Annotated in this window: 15 protein-coding genes; 8 read left to right on the top strand and 7 right to left on the bottom strand. The window is 65.6% G+C overall.

Going from position 1 to position 18,689, the window contains the following annotated elements; translation table 11 throughout:
- Positions 1–62 precede the first annotated feature (62 nt).
- From PDM29_RS13025 to PDM29_RS13035, 3 genes are all read left to right on the top strand, one after another.
- Complete coding sequence (locus PDM29_RS13025) at positions 63–698, top strand: LysE/ArgO family amino acid transporter (RefSeq protein ID WP_311190537.1); 636 nt, start codon at positions 63–65, stop codon at positions 696–698.
- A gap of 126 nt (positions 699–824) precedes the next feature.
- On the top strand, positions 825–2,798 hold the full coding sequence (locus PDM29_RS13030; RefSeq protein ID WP_311190538.1) for an alpha/beta hydrolase family protein: 1,974 nt from the start codon (positions 825–827) through the stop codon (positions 2,796–2,798).
- Between the two features lie 84 nt (positions 2,799–2,882).
- On the top strand, positions 2,883–4,856 hold the full coding sequence (locus PDM29_RS13035; protein WP_311190539.1) for an alpha/beta hydrolase family protein: 1,974 nt from the start codon (positions 2,883–2,885) through the stop codon (positions 4,854–4,856).
- A 22-nt stretch (positions 4,857–4,878) separates the two neighbouring features.
- Here the strand turns inward: PDM29_RS13035 and PDM29_RS13040 are convergent, their stop codons facing one another.
- On the bottom strand, positions 4,879–6,636 hold the full coding sequence (locus PDM29_RS13040; RefSeq protein WP_311190540.1) for a peptide MFS transporter: 1,758 nt from the start codon (positions 6,634–6,636) through the stop codon (positions 4,879–4,881).
- Between the two features lie 50 nt (positions 6,637–6,686).
- Positions 6,687–7,868: an acetyltransferase domain-containing protein gene (locus PDM29_RS13045; protein ID WP_311190541.1), complete on the bottom strand. Its 1,182-nt coding sequence runs from the start codon at positions 7,866–7,868 to the stop codon at positions 6,687–6,689.
- Between the two features lie 94 nt (positions 7,869–7,962).
- On the opposite strand from PDM29_RS13045, the gene PDM29_RS13050 reads away from it, so the two are divergent.
- From PDM29_RS13050 to PDM29_RS13060, 3 genes are all read left to right on the top strand, one after another.
- Positions 7,963–9,930, top strand: a complete 1,968-nt coding sequence (locus PDM29_RS13050; protein WP_311190542.1) for an OPT family oligopeptide transporter — start codon at positions 7,963–7,965, stop codon at positions 9,928–9,930.
- 133 nt (positions 9,931–10,063) lie between these two features.
- Complete coding sequence (locus tag PDM29_RS13055) at positions 10,064–12,127, top strand: prolyl oligopeptidase family serine peptidase (RefSeq protein ID WP_311190543.1); 2,064 nt, start codon at positions 10,064–10,066, stop codon at positions 12,125–12,127.
- A 70-nt stretch (positions 12,128–12,197) separates the two neighbouring features.
- On the top strand, positions 12,198–13,430 hold the full coding sequence (locus PDM29_RS13060) for a DUF819 family protein (RefSeq protein ID WP_311190544.1): 1,233 nt from the start codon (positions 12,198–12,200) through the stop codon (positions 13,428–13,430).
- Positions 13,431–13,553: 123 nt separating this feature from the next.
- Here the strand turns inward: PDM29_RS13060 and PDM29_RS13065 are convergent, their stop codons facing one another.
- From PDM29_RS13065 to PDM29_RS13085, 5 genes are read right to left on the bottom strand one after another with little or no spacing between them, the layout of a single operon-like run.
- On the bottom strand, positions 13,554–14,039 hold the full coding sequence (locus PDM29_RS13065) for a hypothetical protein (protein ID WP_311190545.1): 486 nt from the start codon (positions 14,037–14,039) through the stop codon (positions 13,554–13,556).
- A 48-nt stretch (positions 14,040–14,087) separates the two neighbouring features.
- The gene (gene minE, locus PDM29_RS13070; protein WP_125362061.1) at positions 14,088–14,345 is read right to left on the bottom strand and encodes a cell division topological specificity factor MinE; all 258 of its coding nucleotides are present in this window, start codon (positions 14,343–14,345) and stop codon (positions 14,088–14,090) included.
- 2 nt (positions 14,346–14,347) lie between these two features.
- On the bottom strand, positions 14,348–15,157 hold the full coding sequence (gene minD, locus PDM29_RS13075) for a septum site-determining protein MinD (protein WP_311190546.1): 810 nt from the start codon (positions 15,155–15,157) through the stop codon (positions 14,348–14,350).
- A gap of 38 nt (positions 15,158–15,195) precedes the next feature.
- Positions 15,196–15,963, bottom strand: a complete 768-nt coding sequence (gene minC, locus PDM29_RS13080; protein WP_311190547.1) for a septum site-determining protein MinC — start codon at positions 15,961–15,963, stop codon at positions 15,196–15,198.
- A 13-nt stretch (positions 15,964–15,976) separates the two neighbouring features.
- Positions 15,977–16,573: a GNAT family N-acetyltransferase gene (locus tag PDM29_RS13085; RefSeq protein WP_311190548.1), complete on the bottom strand. Its 597-nt coding sequence runs from the start codon at positions 16,571–16,573 to the stop codon at positions 15,977–15,979.
- Between the two features lie 137 nt (positions 16,574–16,710).
- On the opposite strand from PDM29_RS13085, the gene PDM29_RS13090 reads away from it, so the two are divergent.
- Positions 16,711–17,904: a sensor histidine kinase gene (locus PDM29_RS13090; RefSeq protein WP_311190549.1), complete on the top strand. Its 1,194-nt coding sequence runs from the start codon at positions 16,711–16,713 to the stop codon at positions 17,902–17,904.
- Positions 17,904–18,545 carry a response regulator transcription factor gene (locus tag PDM29_RS13095; RefSeq protein ID WP_311190550.1) on the top strand — a complete coding sequence of 214 codons (642 nt, stop codon included), beginning with the start codon at positions 17,904–17,906 and terminating at the stop codon, positions 18,543–18,545. The genes PDM29_RS13090 and PDM29_RS13095 overlap by 1 nt, the downstream gene beginning before the upstream one ends.
- Positions 18,546–18,689 lie beyond the last annotated feature (144 nt).

Below are 18,689 nucleotides of genomic sequence, written 5' to 3' on the forward strand. Positions count from 1 at the left end.
GCCATCCGGTGCTGTACGCCTTGGCGAGGCACCGCCCCCACAGCAAGACAGGCGGTATTTCCATGTTCTCCTTCATCTCCGGCGGCCCCGGTCTGGCCGCGTGGTTCAGTGGCGCAGCCGCAGGCATCGGCCTGTTCGCGGTGGTGGGCGCACAGAGCGCCTTCATCCTGCGCCAGGGCATCCTGCGCAAGCACATCGTGCCGGTGGTGGCGACCTGTGCGGCGATCGATGCGATCTTCATCTTCGCCAGCGTGGCCGGCCTGAACACCCTGACCCGTGCCCTGCCGTGGCTGACCACCGTGGTGCTGTGGGGCGGCGTGACCTTTCTGGCGTGGTACGCCTGGCAGTCGGCACGTCGCGCGCTGGCCGGCACCGGTGGCCTGCAGATGGACGACAGCGACAATACGTCGCGCCGCGCGGTGCTGACCGCTGCGGTAGGCTTCTCGCTGATCAACCCGCACTTCTGGCTGGACATGATGGTGATCGGCTCGATTGCCGACAACTTCGGCAACGAGCGCATGGCCTTCGCAGCCGGTGTGGTCACCGCCAGCTGCCTGTGGCTGACCGCCCAGGGCCTGGGCGCACGCCTGCTGGCCCCGCTGTTCACCAAGCCCAAGACCTGGCGCATCCTCGACGGCACCATTGCGGTGATCCTGTCGGTGCTGGCGCTCAGCCTCGCGTTCCGCGGCGTGCACTGATACCTCTCTCCATCAGGGCAGGCCACAAATGGCACCGCGCAAGCGGTGCCATTTTTCTTTTGTGCGGTCCGGTGTGGGTCTAGAATCGCCGTTCCGGACATGGGGTCCGGTCCCGGGGGGGAATGGATGCGCAAGATGATGATCGCCGTGCTGCTGGGCACGGTGTGCGGTTGGCTGCCGGCGGGGGCCGGAGCAGTGGACCTGGAGCGTTTCCTGCGCGAGGAAAGCTTCAACGAAATGAAGTTGTCGCCAACCGGCGAATATCTGGCCGCGACCGTGCCGATGGAGGACTCCACCGCGGTGGCGATCCTGCGCCGCAGTGACATGCAGCTGGTCGGGGCGTTCCGGCCGCAGAAGCACAATCACGCCGATACCTTTGAATGGGTCAGCGACCAGCGTCTGGTGATCGGGCTGGCGAAGAAGTTCGGTCGACTCGATGAGCCGCAGGCGACGGGTGAGCTGTACGGCATCAATGCCGATGGCAAGGACGGCGAACTGCTGGTGGGCTACCGCAAGGGCAGCATGGCGGCGGGCAACCACGCCGAAGCACGGCTGGCCTGGGGCATTGCGGCTGAGCTGATGGAAGCCGCCCCGGCCGGTGACGGCAGCGCGCTGATCGAGGTCAGCCTGTTCTCCGAGAAGGCGTCTTCCCAGGTCGAGCGGATGGACGTGGCCACCGGCAAGCGCACCCTGGTGATTCGTTCACCGGTGCCGCGCGCGACCTTCCGTACCGATGCCCAGGGCGAGGTCCGGTTTGCCACCGGTTTCGCCGATGACCGGGTCAGCCGTCTGTACTACCGCGACCCGGGCGCGGAATGGCGGCCTGTGCACGAGACTTCCCGCACCGGTCGGGCACAGGTGCCGGTCGGTTTCGGTGCAGATGGCCAGCCCTACCTGCTGGTGGAGCAGGCCGAGGGGCCTGACGCCATCGTGGCCTGGGACGCGAAGACCGATGCGCACAGAACCGTGCTGCGCGATGCAGTGGTGGATCCGGGCCGGATCATCTACCAGCCGGGTACCCGTACGCCGGTCGGGGCGCTGTTCTTCGGCGATACCCCGCATACCCGCTTTTTCGACGAAGGGTCCAGTACGGCGCGGTTGTACCGCAGCCTTGAGGCGGCGTTGAAGTCGCCGCTGTTCATCACCTCCAGCACCCGCGATGGCCAACTGGTGCTGGTGCGGACCTGGTCCGGGCAGAATCCGGGCGACTTCTATCTGTACGACACGGTCAAAAAGCATGCCTCCCTGCTGACCAGTCGCAGCCACTGGATCGACGCAGAGACCACCGCGCGGGTGCAACCGGTGTCGCTGAAGGCCCGCGATGGTCTGGCATTGCATGGGTTCCTGACCGTGCCGCATGGCAAGGAAGCGAAGGGCCTGCCGCTGGTGGTGCTGCCGCATGGCGGACCGTTCGGGGTGTTCGACGACGGCGGTTACGAGCGCGAAACGCAGATGCTGGCCGACGCTGGCTATGCGGTGCTGCAGATCAACTTCCGCGGCTCGTCCAACTATGGCTTCGCGCACACCGTGGCAGGTAAGCAGCAGTGGGGCGGCACCATGCAGGATGACGTCAGCGACGCCACCCGCTGGGCCATTACGCAGGGCATTGCCGACCCCGCCCGCATCTGTCTGTACGGGGCCAGCTATGGCGCGTATGCCGCCATGATGGGGCCGATCCGTGAGCCCGGTCTGTACCAGTGTGCGGCCGGCTACTTCGGCGTGTATGACCCGGCATTGATGTACGCACGCGGCGATACCGGCGACAGCAAGACCGGTCGTGTGTATCTGCGCGAATGGGTGGGCGAGCAGAAGGACCTCGGGACCCGCTCGGCCATCGCGCGGGCAGCCGAGATCAAGGTGCCGGTGTTCCTGGCCGCCGGCGGCGAGGACGAACGCGCCCCGATCACCCACACCCGGCGGCTGGAGGCGGCACTGAAAAAGTCGGGTACGCCGGTGGAAGCGCTGTACTACAAGACAGAGGGACACGGCTTCTACACGCCGGAGCACCGGCGCGAGTACTACGCCCGCCTGCTGGCGTTCCTGGCGCAGACGCTGGGTGGGAAAACCGCCACGCCCGCCGGCACCACCGCCTCGCCATAACCGACACGCGCACTGGCTCCGGTCGTGCGCATCTGCCTAGAATCGAACATTCCGGACAAGGTGTCCGGCTCAACAGGGGGAAGGATGCGTTACTCGAGCTTGGCGGCATGGGCCGCCGCGGCGCTGCTGTGTCTGCCGGTGGCCTCGGCGATGGCGGTGGACCTGGAGCAGTACCTCAAGCGCGACACGTTCACCGATATCAAGCTTTCGCCCGGCGGCGACTACTACGCCGCCACGGTGCCGATGGAAGACCGCACTGCGCTGGCCATTCTCAGTCGCAGCACCGGCAAGGTGATGGGCTCGTTCGTGCCGCCGCGCAACAACTACGCCATCGATTTCGAATGGGCGAACAACGAGCGTGTGCTGATCGGGCTGGCGGAAAAGTTCGGTTCCCTGGACCAGCCACGCCTGACCGGCGAGCTGTACGCCATGAATGCCAATGGTGGGCGCGGCGAACTGCTGGTCGGCTACCGGGTGGAAGGCAAGGGTCCGGGTTCCCGCATCCAGCCCAAGAAAGTCGAAGCCGTTGCGGCATTCCTGATTGACAGCGTGCCGCAGGACGATCGCAATGTGCTGGTCTCCATCCGGCCGTTCAGCGAAGATCCGTTCACCCGCGTCGACCGACTGGAAATCAACAGTGGCCGGCGCGTGACCGTAGCGCGCTCGCCGGTGCGCAATGGGCACTTCGTCAGCGATGCGCAGGGCCAGATACGGTTCGCGCAAGGCTCCGGCGCGGACAACAACAACAAGCTCTACTATCGCGAGTCGAGCGCCAGCAACTGGCTGCTGATCAACGACGAAGGGGCCAACAAGCGCATCGAGCAGGCGCTGGGTTTTTCTGAAGACGGCAAGCTGGCCTACCTCCGGGTGGAGCAGGCTGATGGACCCGATGCCATCGTCAGCTGGGATCCGGCGACCGACAAACGTACGCTGGTGCTACGCGATCCCGTGGTCGACCCGGACCGGCTGATCTATCGCCCGGGCAGCCGCATGCCGGTGGGTGCCCTGTACTTCGGTGACAAGCCTCGCACGCGCTTCTTTGATGAGCAGTCGCCGGACGCACGCCTGTACCGCAGCCTGGAAGCCGCCTTTGGTGGCGACGCTGTGTTCATCACCTCCAGCACCCGCGATGGCAAGCAGGTGCTGGTGGAGGCCTGGTCGGGACGCAACCCAGGCGACTTCTACATCTTCGACACCGTCGCCAAGAAGGCCGAGCACCTGATCAGCCGCAGCGCCTGGGTCGATCCAGAGAAAAGCGCCACGGTGCAGCCATTTGCTTTCAAGGCCCGTGACGGAATGGCCCTGCATGGCTACCTGACCACACCTGCCGGCAGCCGCGGCAAATTGCCGATGGTGGTGCTGCCGCATGGCGGTCCGTTTGGCGTGTTCGACTACGGAAACTACGATTCGGAGACGCAGATGTTGGCGGCAGCCGGCTATGCGGTGCTGCAGGTCAATTTTCGAGGTTCGGCCAACTTCGGTCGCAGCCATAAAGCGGCGGGTGCCAAGCAGTGGGGGCGCGCCATGCAGGATGACGTCACCGACGCCACGCGCTGGGCGATCGAGCAGGGCCACGCCGATGCGTCGCGCATCTGCATCTACGGGGCCAGTTACGGTGCGTATGCCGCCCTCATGGGCACAGCGCGCGAACCCGGGCTGTACAAGTGCGCAGCCGGCTATGTGGGCGTATACGACCTGCCGATGATGTTCAGCCGGGGTGACATCCAGAGCACCGGCTCGGGCGAAACCTATCTGAAGGAATGGCTGGGCAACCCGACGCAGCTGGGCGAGGTGTCACCCGTCAATCTGGCGGCCAACATCAAGGTGCCGGTGCTTCTGGCTGCTGGTGGTGAGGACGAGCGTGCTCCTGAGCATCACACCCGCCGCATGGAAGCCGCCCTGAAGAAGGCCGGCGTGCCGGTGGAGTCGCTGTATTACTCCACCGAAGGCCACGGCTTCTACACCGACCCGCATCGTCGCGAGTACTACAGCAAGCTGCTGGCGTTCCTGTCACGCAGCCTGGGTGGGCAGACTGCGGCCGCAGCCGCGCAGCCGTAATCGATGTTCACGGGGTGCGGCGTTACCGCACCCCGTGCATCATCCGGCGCAGCAGCGGCGCGCTGAGCAGCGCCACCACCGCACAGCCGAGCCCGATCCACATCAGCAGCCAGAACAGATGTTCATAGCTGGCGGCGGCGCTGGCGATGTTCAGCGTTTCCCCTTCCGGCACCTCAATCGCGGCCAGCTTGCCGAACAGCGCGGCCAGGGTTTCCGAGAACGCCGTGGCCAGGAACCAGGTGCCCATCATCAGGCTGACTACGCGCGGTGCGGCCAACTGGGTGACGGCCGACAGGCCGACCGGCGACAGGCACATCTCGCCGATTTCCAGCACCAGGTAAGCGAGCACAAGCCACCACACGCTGGCCATCTGACCGGTCGCGCCAACCTGCTGGGCCGCCAGTGCCAGCGGAATGAACGACAGCGCGGCGAACACCAGGCCGTAGGCCGACTTCAACGGCTTGGAGGGATCCAGGCGGCGCCGGTCCAGCCACGCCCACAGGGCGGCGAACAGCGGAGCCAGCACCACCAGGAACAGGCCGCCCAGGTAGGTCAGCGAGCCGGCGGTCTGCGGAATCACCAGGCAGTCGCGGATCAGCATCACCAGCATCAGCGCGACGATGGCGATGAACACCGTGCGCGGAGCGGATGAGCCCGGATTACGCTCCGACAGGCGGGCGGCCACCACGAAGCCCAGCGGTGCCAACAGCAGCGAAGCGATCGACCACGGCAACGGGGTGCCGCCCTGGATAACCAGCGCGGGCACCAGGTCTTTGGTCAGCATGCGGTCGGTGAAGGTCACCCAGGAGCCATAGGTCTGCTCGTACAGGGTGAAGAACACCAGCGCCATGAAGATCAGCGCCATCAGCGCGATCATCTGCTGGCGCTGCACCGGCGTGCAGCGGGTGCCGGTGAACCAGGCAAACCACAGCAGCACCGCGCCCAGCACCACGATCATCAGCATCAATGCCAGGCTGATTTCACCGCCCAATGCGAATGCACCATTGGCTGCGGCCCACATCAACGCCGCGACCGGCACCACGCCCAGCACGGCGGCGGCATAGATCAGCCATTCGCGGGGCAGTCCGAACAGGCGCTGGCGCAACCCGACCGGGTCGCTGGGTTCGGCATGGCCGTGCAGGTATTTCTGGCCCCACAGGAACATCACCAGCCCCACCACCATGCCGATGCCGGCCGCGCCGAAGCCGTACTTCCAGCCGTAGGCCTCGCCCAGGAAGCCGCAGACCAGCGAGGCGAACAGCGCACCGAGGTTGATGCCGGCATAGAACAGCGAGAAACCCGAGTCGCGGCGCGGGTCGTTTTCCGGATACAGCTTGCCGACGATGGTGGAGATGTTGGGCTTGAGGAAGCCCACGCCCATGATGATCAGCGCCAGCGACAGGTAGGTCACGCCCAGCGCGGTGGTGTCGCGGACGACTTCGCCATTGACCCGGGTCGCCGCATGGCCTTCAAACGCCATGCCCAGGTGCCCCAGCACCAGCAGCACGCCGCCGAACACCACGGCCTTGCGCATGCCCAGCCAGCGGTCGGCCAGCAACCCGCCGAACACCGGAATGCAGTACACCAGCCCGCCGTAGGCCCCCAGCAGGTCCAGCCCGGCCTTGTCGCCGAACAGGTGGTACTTGGTCAGATACAACAGCAGCAGCGCCTTCATTCCGTAGAACGAGAAGCGCTCCCACATCTCGGTGAAGAAGCAGATGTAGACGCCCTTGGGATGGCCGAGGAAGTCGTCGGAGGCGGGCAGGGCAGTGGTGGTCATCGGGCCAGGAGCGACACAAACAGCCCGCGATTATCACCCCAACGGCCGGATCACAGATAGCGCAACCACACCAGGTCTTTCCTGCGCGCCTTCAACCGCGCAAATGCCCGCGTCGGCCAATACAACGCCACCGCCAGCACCGCGGTGATCGCCCACAACTGCCACACCTGATCCACCCCGAAATACGTCCCGTGGTTCGTTCCCCACACCGCCACGGCCCCCAGGTACAGCAGCTTCAGCACATACAGATGCACCAGATAGAAGAACATCGGGGCCGCCCCGATATCAGCCAGCGGAGCCAGCCGCCGGGCCACGGCCGGCTGCTCGTACAGCCGCAGCAGCAACAGGCCGACCCCCAGGGTCAGCAGCAGGAACAGCAGCGACGGCGGGTACTTGGTGACGTTGAAGACGCTCATCACGGTCACGCCCATCTCGGCAAAGCCCTGCCAGGGACTGTCGCCGTAGACATTCAGCGCGCGCAGCAGCGCGAAGCCCAGCAGCGCGCCGCCACCGGCCCACAGCAGTCGGCGCTGGCGCACCCATGCGTCGCCGCCGCGCATGAACCACGGTCCGATCACATAGCCCAGCGCGATCACGCCGAACCACGGCAGCACCGGGTAAGACGTGCGCAGGCGCAGCGCCTCGCCGACCTCGATCCAGTCGCGCTGGTGCAGCACTTTCCACAGCACCGCCCAGGCTCCATTGCCGTCGATGTGGACGCCATCGAGCAGGTTATGGCCAGCGATCAGCCCGATCGCAACGACCGCCAGCGCTGCACGCGGCAGCCACAGCAGGCCGGCCAGCACCACCATGCTCAGCCCGATGGCCCAGATCACCTGCAGGTAGATCACGCTGGGCGGAAACTGGCCGGTCCAGGCGAAGTTGACCACCACCAGTTCCAGCGCGATCAGAAACAGGCCGCGCTTGAGCAGGAACGCTGACGCCGCGCGGTGGGGATCGCCCTGGCCACTGCCGTACAGCCAGGCCGAGAGGCCGGTCAGCAGCACGAACACCGGGGCGCACAGATGCGCCAGCAGGCGGCTGGCGAACAACGCCGGTTCCACCGTGTCCACCGGCATCGGGTCGGGCACCTGGTGGTGCAGGTAGAAGGTTTCGCGCACATGGTCCAGCAGCATCAGCACGATCACCGTGCCGCGCAGCTGGTCGATGGAGGTCAGGCGGGGGGCGGGAGACAAGGTGCGACCCGGGGTGGGCGCGATAGGATATAACATCACGCGATTATCCGTGTCAGCCTGACGGCTGACACTGGACTTGCCAGGACATGAAGGCTAGCGTGGGCCAGCTTTTTTCCCTGCAGGGGTTTACATGAATCACGACGCTGCGCCCAAGCAGCTCACGTTCCGTGCGGTGGTGCTTGCCATCGTGCTGGCCGTGGTGCTGTCGGCTGCCAACGCCTACCTCGGTCTGTTCGCGGGCCTGACCATCGCCACCGCCATTCCTGCGGCCGTCATCTCAATGGGCGTGCTGCGCCTGCTCGGCGGCGGCTCGATCCTGGAAAACAACATCGTCCAGACCGGTGCCTCGGCCGGTTCGTCGATTGCCGCTGGCGTCATCTTCACCATCCCCGCGCTGGTGATCATGGGCTACTGGCCGGACTTCAAGTACTGGTGGGTGCTGGGCATTGCCGGCCTGGGTGGCCTGCTGGGCGTGCTGTTCTCGGTGCCGCTGCGTCGTTCGATGATCGTGGAAGACCCGCTTCCGTTCCCGGAAGGCAAGGCCGCCGCCGAAGTGCTCAAGGCCGGTGAGAACCCGGGCCCGGGCCTGAAGATCCTGGGTCTCTCGGCCGTCATCGGTGCCGTGGTCAAGGTCGCCGCCGCCAGCGGCATGCGCCTGATTCCGGATGCCTGGGCCACCTCGGCGTACGTCGGCAGCTCGAAGATCACCGCCTTCATCGGCACCAACCTGTCACCGGCCCTACTGGGCGTGGGTTACATCGTCGGCCTGAACGTCGGCATCGTGGTGGTGTCCGGTTCGATCCTGACCTGGCACATTGCCATTCCGCTGTACCAGGCGTTCTTCCTCAATTCCGATCCGGCCCTGGCCGCGTCGATTGCCACGGCTTCGTCCACCGATGCCGCGTTCGCACTGTGGAGCGCAAAGATGCGCTACCTGGGCGTGGGCGCGATGCTGATCGGCGGTATCTGGACACTGATTTCGCTGCGTAAATCGCTGCTCAGCGGCGTCAAGAGCGGCTTCGCCGCCGCGCGCAAGAGTGGTGGCCCGGTGCTGGCACACACCGAACGCGACCTGCCGATGAAGTGGATGCTGGTGGCGCTGGTTGCCTTCGTGCTTCCGCTGCTGGCCCTGTACCAGGCCATCGTCGGCCAGTGGCACGTTTCGATCCCGATGACCATCATCATGATCGTGGCCGGCTTCCTGTTCGTGTCGGTGTCGGCCTACCTGGCGGGCCTGATCGGCTCGTCCAACAACCCGGTGTCGGGCATCACCATCTCCACCATCCTGTTCGCTTCGGCGGTGCTGGTGGTGCTGCTGGGGGCCGATGGCCTGAAGCCGGTCGGCACCGGTGGTGCGCCGCTGGGCGCGGTGGCCGCGATCATGATCGGTGCCGTGGTCTGCTGCGCCGCCGCGGTGGGCGGTGACAACCTTCAGGACCTCAAGGCTGGCTACATCGTCGGTGCCACCCCGTGGAAGCAGCAGTTGATGCTGGGCATCGGCGCGTTCTCGTGCGCGCTGATCATGGCCCCGGTGCTGAACCTTCTGGCCACCGCCTACGGCATTGGTGCGCCTACCCCGGAACACCCCAATGCGCTGGCCGCGCCGCAGGCCAACCTGATGGCCTCAGTGGCCCGTGGCCTGTTCGGCGGCAAACTGCCGTGGGACTTCATCGCCATCGGTGCGGTGATCGGTGCGGTCATCATTGCCTTCGACAGCTGGCTCAAGGCCCGTGGCTCGCGCTTCCGCGTGCCGGTGCTGGCCGCGGCCATTGGTATCTACCTGCCGCTGGAACTGATGGTGCCGATCTTCCTCGGCGGCCTGATCTCCTACCTGGTGGAGCGCTTCCACAAGGTGCGCGCTGACGACGAGGAAGGCCGCGACCGCGTGCACAAGCCGGGCGTGCTGTTTGCCGCCGGCCTGATCACCGGTGAAGCGTTGATGGGCATCGCGATTGCGATTCCGATCGTCTGGAGCGGCCGCGCTGATGTGCTGGCGGTGCCGTTCAGCCTGCCGGCCGCGCAGTGGATCGGGTTGGCGGTGCTGTTCCTGGTGGGGTGGTTGATCTACCGCACGGGTAAGCGCGCGACCAACGTCTGATTCCAGAACCGGATGAGACCAGCAAACCCCGCCCCGGCGGGGTTTGCCATTTCAGGGCACATGACGTGTGGCCTTTGCTTCACAGGGATGACAGGCCCTACCATCGGCGTTTTGCCGTTGTGCGGAGAACCCGATGAAGCTTCGTTACGCCCTGCTGCCGTTGAGCCTGTTGACCGCGTTGCCGGTCGCGGCCGCCACCCGTGGCCTGGATGTGCGCGACATGGTTGCCCTGGACCGCGTGTCCGCCCCGCTGCTGACCGCCGATGGCGGCAACGTGGTGTTTGCCAAGCGCGTGATGGGCGCGGACAGCAAGGCCAGCACCGGCTTGTTCATCCGCAACCTGCGCACCCGCGATGCCGCCCCGCCGAAGGCCCTGACCCCGGCCGGCTGGAACGTCAATTCCGCCGCGCTGTCGGCCGATGGCCAGAGCGTGTACTTCCTCAGCGCCAGGAACGGCAGCCAGCAGCTGTATGTGATGCCGCTGGGCGGCGGTACCCCGCGCCAGCTGACCGACTTCCCGGTGGACGTGGACAGCTACCAGCTGTCGCCGAATGGCGACCGCGTGGCGTTCAGCGCCGGCGTGTTCCAGGACTGCGGTTCGGACCTGGCCTGCACCGAGAAGAAGCTGGCCGCGCACAAGGCGCGTAAGAACACCGGTGAGGTGTTCGACAGCATGTTCGTGCGCCATTGGGACACCTGGAATGATGGCCGCCGCAACACCCTGTTCGTGGCTCCGCTGCCCACCGGCAAGGGCGCTGCGGTCAAGGGCGCATCCGCGATCAGCGCCACTCTGGCCGGCGATGCACCGTCCAAGCCGTTCGGCGGCAACGACGACTACACCTGGGCACCGGACGGCAAGAGCCTGGTCGCCAGCATCCGCGTGCAGGGCCCGAAGGAACCCTGGTCGACCAACTTCGACCTGTACCGCCTTGATGCGGAAGGCAAGCAGGCACCGGTCAACCTGACCGCCGCCAACCCGGCCTGGGATGCCGGCCCGGTGTTCAGCGCCGACGGCAACACCCTGTACTACCGTGCGATGAAGCGCCCGGGCTTCGAGGCCGACCGCTTCGGCGTCATCGCCCTGGACCTGGCCTCGGGCAAGACCCGTGAGATCGCCCCGCAGTGGGATCGCTCGGCGGGCGAGATCGTGCTGTCCGCCGACGGCAACAGCTTCTACACCGCAGCCGATGACCTGGGCGAACACCGCCTGTTCAACATCGACATCGCCACCGGCAAGGCCACCGTCGTCGCCGAAGGCGGCAGCATTGGCTCGCCCGTGATCGCCGGCAACACCCTGGCCTACACGAAGAACAGCCTGAAGAGCGGTGACCAGATCGTGGTTGCCCAGGCCGACGGCAGCACCCCGCGCGAGATCACTCCCAGCGCCAGCCAGATGCTGCCGGACGTGGCCTTTGGCGATTACGAGCAGTTCCAGTTCAAGGGCTGGAACAATGAAACCGTGCACGGTTACGTGGTGAAGCCGTACAACTACCAGGAAGGCAAGACCTATCCGGTGGCGTTCCTGATCCACGGCGGCCCGCAGGGCAGCTTCGGCAATGGCTGGAGCTATCGCTGGAACCCGCAGACCTATGCGGGCCAGGGCTACGCCGTGGTGATGATCGACTTCCATGGCTCCACCGGTTACGGCCAGGCCTTCACCGACGCGATCAGCCAGCACTGGGGTGACCGTCCGCTCGAAGACCTGCAGAAGGGCTGGGCCGCCGCGCAGAAGCAGTACCCGTTCCTCAACGGTGACAAGGCCTGTGCGCTGGGTGCCAGCTACGGCGGCTTCATGGTCAACTGGATCGCCGGCAACTGGAACGAGCCGTGGAAGTGCCTGGTCAATCATGACGGTGTGTTCGACCAGCGCATGATGGGCTACGCCACCGAAGAACTGTGGTTCACCGAGTGGGAGCAGGGCGGCACGCCGTATGAAAAGGCCGCCAATTACGAGAAGTTCAACCCGGTGAACCATGTCGCCAACTGGAAGAAGCCGATCCTGATCGTGCACGGCCAGCTCGACTTCCGCATTCCGGTCGAGCAGGGCCTGGCCGCGTTCACCGCGGCGCAGCGCCAGGGTATCGAGTCGAAGTTCCTGTACTTCCCGGACGAGAACCACTGGGTGCTGAAGCCGCAGAACAGCGTGCAGTGGCATGACACGGTGAACGGCTGGTTGAAGCAGCACATCGGTCAGTGATTTGGAAAGCGCCGCCCAAGGGCGGCGCTTTTGTATTGGTATCGCGCAATCCATCCCGAGACGCACCCGCATGCCCCTGATCCAGAACGATATCGTCGTCTTCGGCCTGATCGCTGCAACACTAGGCCTCGTGTTCTGGAGCGCCGCGCGGCCGGCCGGTTTATGGAAGCGCTTCTACACCTTTGTGCCGGCGTTATTGCTCTGCTACCTGTTACCGGGCATCTACAACACCGTCGGCCTGATCGACGGCAACAACACCAAACTCTACAACCCGGTCGCGCGTGACATCCTGCTGCCGGCGGCGCTGGTGCTGCTGACGCTGGCGGTGGACATCAAGGGCATCCTGAAGCTTGGCCCCAAACTGATCGTGATGTACCTGGGGGCCTCGATCAGCATCATGATCGGTGCCGTGGTCGCCTTTGTGGTGATGCGCTGGATCCATCCGGTCACCGTCGCCGGCGATACCTGGGCGGGCATGGCCGCGCTGGCCGGCAGCTGGATCGGGGGCGGGGCCAACATGCTGGCAATGCGTGAAGTGTTCGACGTCAACGCCACCACCTTCGGCCAGTTCGCGGTGATCGACGTCGGCGTCGGTTACGTCTGGATGGCGGTGCTGATCTTCCTGGCCGGGCGCGCGCCGCAGATTGATGCGATCACCCGCGCCGATACTTCCGGCATCGATCAGCTCAAGCAACGCATCGAGAAATTCCAGGCCGAACACGAGCGTGTTGCGAGTCTCACCGACCTGATGCTGATCGTCGCGGTGGCATTTGGCACCGTGGGTCTGTCACATGCGATTGCCGGTCCGGTCTCGGCGTGGTTCAAGGGGCACGTGGCGTGGGCGTCGCAGTTCAGCCTGGATGCGCCGTTCGTGTGGGTGGTGGTGATCTCCACCACCTGCGGGCTGGCACTCAGCTTCACCCGTGCGCGCACGCTGGAAGGCGCGGGGGCCTCGAAGCTCGGTTCGCTGCTGCTGTACTTCCTGATCGCCTGCATTGGCATGCAGATGGATTTGATGGCGCTGTTGCAGCGGCCGTGGCTGTTCGCGCTGGGCCTGATCTGGATCCTGGTGCACATCGCACTGCTGCTTGCGTTGGCCCTGGCCCTGCGCGTGCCGTTCTTCTATTTCACCATCGGATCGCAGTCGAACATCGGTGGACCGGCGTCGGCCCCGGTGGTGGCGGCTGCCTTCCACCCGTCGCTGGCCCCGGTGGGGGTGTTGCTGGGTACGATGGGGTACGCGACCGGCACGTACCTGGCGTACATCGTGGGCATTACGTTGCGCGCATTGGCCGGCGCATAGCACCCGGTGGCACCCGCAACGAACGGCACCGCCGTGAGTAACGTCGCGTCGCGACGGCCCCGCAGGGGTGGCCGGCATCGCCGGCCATACCGTTGGTCGGGTGACGTCGCATCGCGACGCGCTTTACGCGGGCAACAACCCGCGTTCGATCAACCACGCCTTTGCATCCTCCGCATCCTGTTCAAACCACGCCCGCGTCGACCCCAACCGATACGTGTACCCCCACGCATCCATGTCGGCCATCAACTGTTCGCTGCCAACGCCGGGCAGCTGCCCGGCCAGCACGATCTGCAGATAGCACGTAGCGTCTTCTTCCGGCACCGAATCGGTGGCGTCGGTGTGCACGAGTGCACGCCGTTCTTGTGGCAGCACGATCAGGTGGCAGGCTTCGTGCAGCATCGAGTGCACTGGCGTGTCGTCGCGCACGTACACATCGCTGCCGATGATGCCGGCCTCCGGCTCACCCCAGTAGCTGCCTGGAATGGCCGCGCCGTCGTCCACGCGGTGCAGGCGCAGGTCATGCGCGGCCAGCAGGCGCGCCGCATCATCAAAACGGATCTCGCCCACGCGGGTGACGCAGGGTTCGGCTTCAGCAGCGGCGGTCGTCATGGGGCGTGATTCAATCGCCCCTCTCCGCAGGGAGAGGGGCAGGGCAGGTTACGACTGCGGGCCGTCGGGCAGGGCCACGGAGATGTCGAGCACGTCGTGCTCGCCGTCCTTGACCAGGTCGACCTTCACCGCGTCGGCGTCGATGTTGACGTACTTCTTGATCACTTCCAGCAGCTCGCGCTGCAGCAGCGGCAGGTAGTCCGGGCCGCCACGGTGGCTGCGTTCCTGCGCGATGATGATCTGCAGGCGGTTCTTGGCCGTTTCGGCAGTGGTCTTCTTCGTCTTGAGGAAATCGAACAGGCCCATGCTTATCCTCCGAACAGCTTGCTGAAGAAGCCCTTCTTGTCCACGGTGGTGAAGCGCATCGGGCGCTCTTCACCCAGAATACGGGCAACGGCGTCGCCGTAGGCCTGGCCGGCCAGCGACTGCGGGTCCAGGATCACCGGCTCGCCCTTGTTGGATGCGTTGAGCACGTCGCCGGACTCCGGAATCACGCCAATGGCCTTCAGCCCCAGCACTTCTTCCACGTCGGTGATGCTGAGCATCTCGCCGGTTTCCACACGGGCCGGACTGTAGCGGGTCAGCAGCAGGAAGGCCGGCACGTTCTGGCCGCCTTCGGCCTTGTGGGTCTTGGAATCCAGCAGGCCGATGATGCGGTCGGAGTCGCGTACCGACGACACTTCCGGGTTCACCACGACCACGGCGCGGTCGGCGAAATACATCGCCAGGAACGCACCCTTCTCGATGCCCGCCGGGGAGTCGCAGATGATGTAGTCGAAGCCGTCGGCGGCCAGGTCCTTCAGCACCTTGCCCACGCCTTCCTGGGTCAGCGCGTCCTTGTCGCGGGTCTGCGAGGCAGCCAGCACGTACAGGTTGTCAAAGCGCTTGTCCTTGATCAGGGCCTGCTTGAGGGTCGCTTCGCCATGCACGACGTTGACGAAGTCGTACACCACGCGGCGCTCGCAGCCCATGATCAGGTCCAGGTTGCGCAGGCCGACGTCGAAGTCGATCACCGCCACCTTCTTGCCCTTGGACGCCAGGCCGCAGGCAAGGCTTGCGCTGGTGGTGGTCTTGCCGACGCCGCCCTTGCCGGAGGTGACTACGATGATTTCAGCCAAAGCACTTCTCCTGATTCTTTATTATTTGAGTGGCTGGATCAGTCCAGCGCAGCAATTTTGATCTGGTCGTTTTCCAGCCACACCTGGACGGCTTTGCCGCGCAGGTTGTCCGGGACATCGTCCAGTACTTTGTAATGGCCAGCAATGGCGACCAGTTCAGCGTGGAAATCACGGCAGAAAATGCGCGCCGTGGTGTTGCCCTGGGCACCTGCCAGGGCACGGCCCCGCAGCGTACCGTAGATATGGATGCTGCCGTCGGCAATGACCTCGGCACCGGCACCGACCGTGGCCATCACGGTCAGGTCGCAGTTTTCCGCGTACAGCTGCTGACCGGAGCGCACATTGGTGGTCTGCATGCGACCCGGCTGCGGCACACTGGACGCTTCAGCCGGTGCGGCGGGCGCACGTGCAGGCCGCGCCGGCTCAGCCGCCGGGGCAGGGGACGGCGCACGCGCTGCAGCCGGTTCGGCTTCGGCGCGCTCGTACTGGGCGCGGAACTTGGCCAGCAGCGGCAGGCCCAGCTGTTGCGAAAGCAGGTCGGTTTCGGTGCTGCCATAGGCCAGCGCCACCGGCAGCACGCCGGCGCTGCGCAGGCCGTCCAGCAGCGCCTGCGCGGTCGCTACGTCGGGCATGCGGCTGAGGCCGCCGAAATCCAGAATCACCGCAGCGCGCCCGAACAGCTTCGGCGCGCGCGCCACGCGTTCGTGCATTTCGCGGGTCAGTCGTTCCACATCCAGGGTGCGGATGCGCAGGTTGGCGATACCCACCTGGCCGATCTTCAGCTCACCGGCCTGTTCAAAATCCATGTTCGCCGCCACTTCAGGTCCCCGTCGGTCGTTGCGCGCCCAGCGGCAACCGGCGCTGGCCCACCCAGGGCACGTCCGGCAGCGTGTCGCCGTAGGTGTCGTGCACCCATTGGTAGCTGCACAGGTCCTTCAGCAGCATGCTGGCCCGCACATCCACGTGCGGCATGGTGTTCTGCCCGACCTCGCGGAAGCCGAAGCTGCCGTGGAAGAGCAGGGCAGCGTCGGCGCCGTGGTCAAGGAACACCTCGCAGGTCAGCTGCGGGTAGCGCAGCTCGGCGTAGCTCTGGGCGTCGGCGTAGAACGCGCGGCCCACACCGCCGCCGCGACGGCGACTGGCCACCACGATGCGGTCGATGTAGAAGAATTTGCTGTCCAGGTGCTGCTTGAACCAGGCGAAGTTGCTGCTGTCGTGCTGGCTCTCGCTGCCAAAACCGATCAGGAAACCGGCCAGGTTGCCATCGCGTTCGGCAACCCGGAAATATTCGGCTGTTTCAAAGAACAGGCGCAGGCGGGCCGCATCGAGCGGCAGGATGGCCAGACCGGCGTTGTTGTTCAGGGCCAGGACGGAATCGAGCTCGTGCTCGCGCACGTCGCGGATGACAATCGACATTGTGACTCCGTGGGGTAACGCGGATGGTTCCCAAAGGAACCCTGCACCGGATTATTACATGGCCGGCCGGTCGGGTCACAGGCAAGGCATGACTTCTGCCCGGGTGCAGGGGCACAGGTTCAGCCTAAGATGCAGCCATGTTGGGATACCTCAGCCAAACCCGAGTTCTGCGACTGGCCGGCCTGTTCACCTGGGTCATGCTGGGTCTGCCGCTGGTCTATTCCCAGTACGAGGCGCTGCTGCGCCACGGCGGCGGGGTGGACCTGCCGGCCCTGCTGCTGTTCGTGGCGTATCTGACCTTCGGCGGCGGCTACCTGTGGCTGACCCGGGGGCTGCGCAATGGCGGTCACTCGGCCTGGTACGACCGCGCCATCCTGGTGCTGCTGACCATCTGCGCCCTGGGCGTGAGCTTCCTCAGTGGTTCGGGGCTGGGTAGCATCCTGATGATGGTCGCGGCCGGGGTCATTCCCTGGATGCTGCCGGCACGGGTCGGGGTGATCTGGCTGCTGGTCAGCCAGCTGGCGGTGGCACCGGTCTACTACCTGTTCCTGCCGTTCTCCCTGTTTGAAGCGATCATGCAGTCGCTGCTGTATGGCGGCTTCTCGATGTTCATCTTCGTGACCAGCCTGGTCGCCCGCCAGCAGACCGATGCACGCGAGGAGCAGCGCCGGCTCAACACCGAGCTGCGCGCCACCCGCGTGCTGCTGGCCGAGAGCGCCCGGGTCAACGAGCGCACCCGCATCTCGCGCGAGCTGCACGACCTGCTGGGCCACCACTTGACCGCGCTGAGCCTGAATCTGGAAGTGGCCGGCCACATCACCGAAGGCCAGGCCCAGGAGCACGTCCACCAGGCGCATACCCTGGCCAAGCTGCTGCTGACTGATGTGCGCGAGGCCGTGAGCCAGCTGCGCGACAGCGGGGCCATTGACCTGGCCGCCGCGCTGCGCCCGCTGACCGAGCAGGTGCCCTCGCTGGACATCCACCTGGACATCGAAGAGCCCCTGAGCGTGGAAGATCCTGAACACGCCCATGTGCTGCTGCGCTGCACCCAGGAGATCATTACCAATGCCGTCCGCCATGCCGGGGCCCGCAATCTGTGGATCCAGGTCCGCTGCGAGGAGTCCGGGCAGGTGGTGGTGGAAGCGCATGACGATGGCGTCGGCGCTGACGGTATCGTGGTCGGCAACGGCCTGCGCGGCATGCGAGAACGCCTGCAGCAGTGCGGTGGCGAGCTGCAGATTGAAACCCGCCGGGGCCAGGGCTTCCGCCTGCGCGCCTCGGTCCCCGGCGTGCCGGTGCTGATGCTGGCACCCTTTGAAGGAGCGTTGTGATGATTCGCGTCTGCCTGGTCGATGACCAAACCCTGGTGCGGCAGGGAATCCGCTCGCTGCTGGCACTGGATGCCGGGATCGAGGTGGTGGCCGAAGCCGCCGACGGCCGCCAGGCGGTCGACGTGGTGCCGCAGGTGAAGCCGGACGTGGTGCTGATGGACATGCGCATGCCGGTGATGTCCGGGCTGGAGGCACTGCAGATGCTGTCCCGGCTCAACCAGCTGCCGCCGACCATCATCCTGACCACCTTTGACGACGATCAGCTGGTGCTTGCCGGGCTCAAGGCCGGGGCCAAGGGCTATCTGCTCAAGGATGTGACCCTGGAGCAGCTGGTCGGGGCCATCCGTACCGTGGCCGACGGTGGCTCGCTGGTGCAGCCGGCGGTGACCCAGCGCCTGCTTTCAGGGCTGGAGCACATGCACAACGAGTTCGTCAGCCTGGACCGCCCGGATCCGCTCACCGACCGTGAAACCGAGATCCTGCGGTTGATGGCCAGCGGTTTCTCCAACAAGGAAATCGCCAATTCGCTGGGCGTGGCCGAGGGCACCATCAAGAACCACGTGTCCAACATTCTGTCCAAGCTGGGTGTGCGCGACCGCACCCGGGCGGTGCTGAAGGCATTCGAACTCCAGCTTGTCTGAATCGGCCCGGCTCGTCACGGCACAGCCCTTGCAGGGCAAGGGCTTTGAAGGGCAGTTGGAATTCATTCAGGTGCGGGCGAGGGAAGAAATTCCCCGTCCCCCTACGTGCGGACGCGCGCGATGCGCTATCTTTCCGCTCCTTGT

The organism is Stenotrophomonas oahuensis, from assembly GCF_031834595.1.
Classification (GTDB): Bacteria; Pseudomonadota; Gammaproteobacteria; order Xanthomonadales; family Xanthomonadaceae; genus Stenotrophomonas; species Stenotrophomonas oahuensis.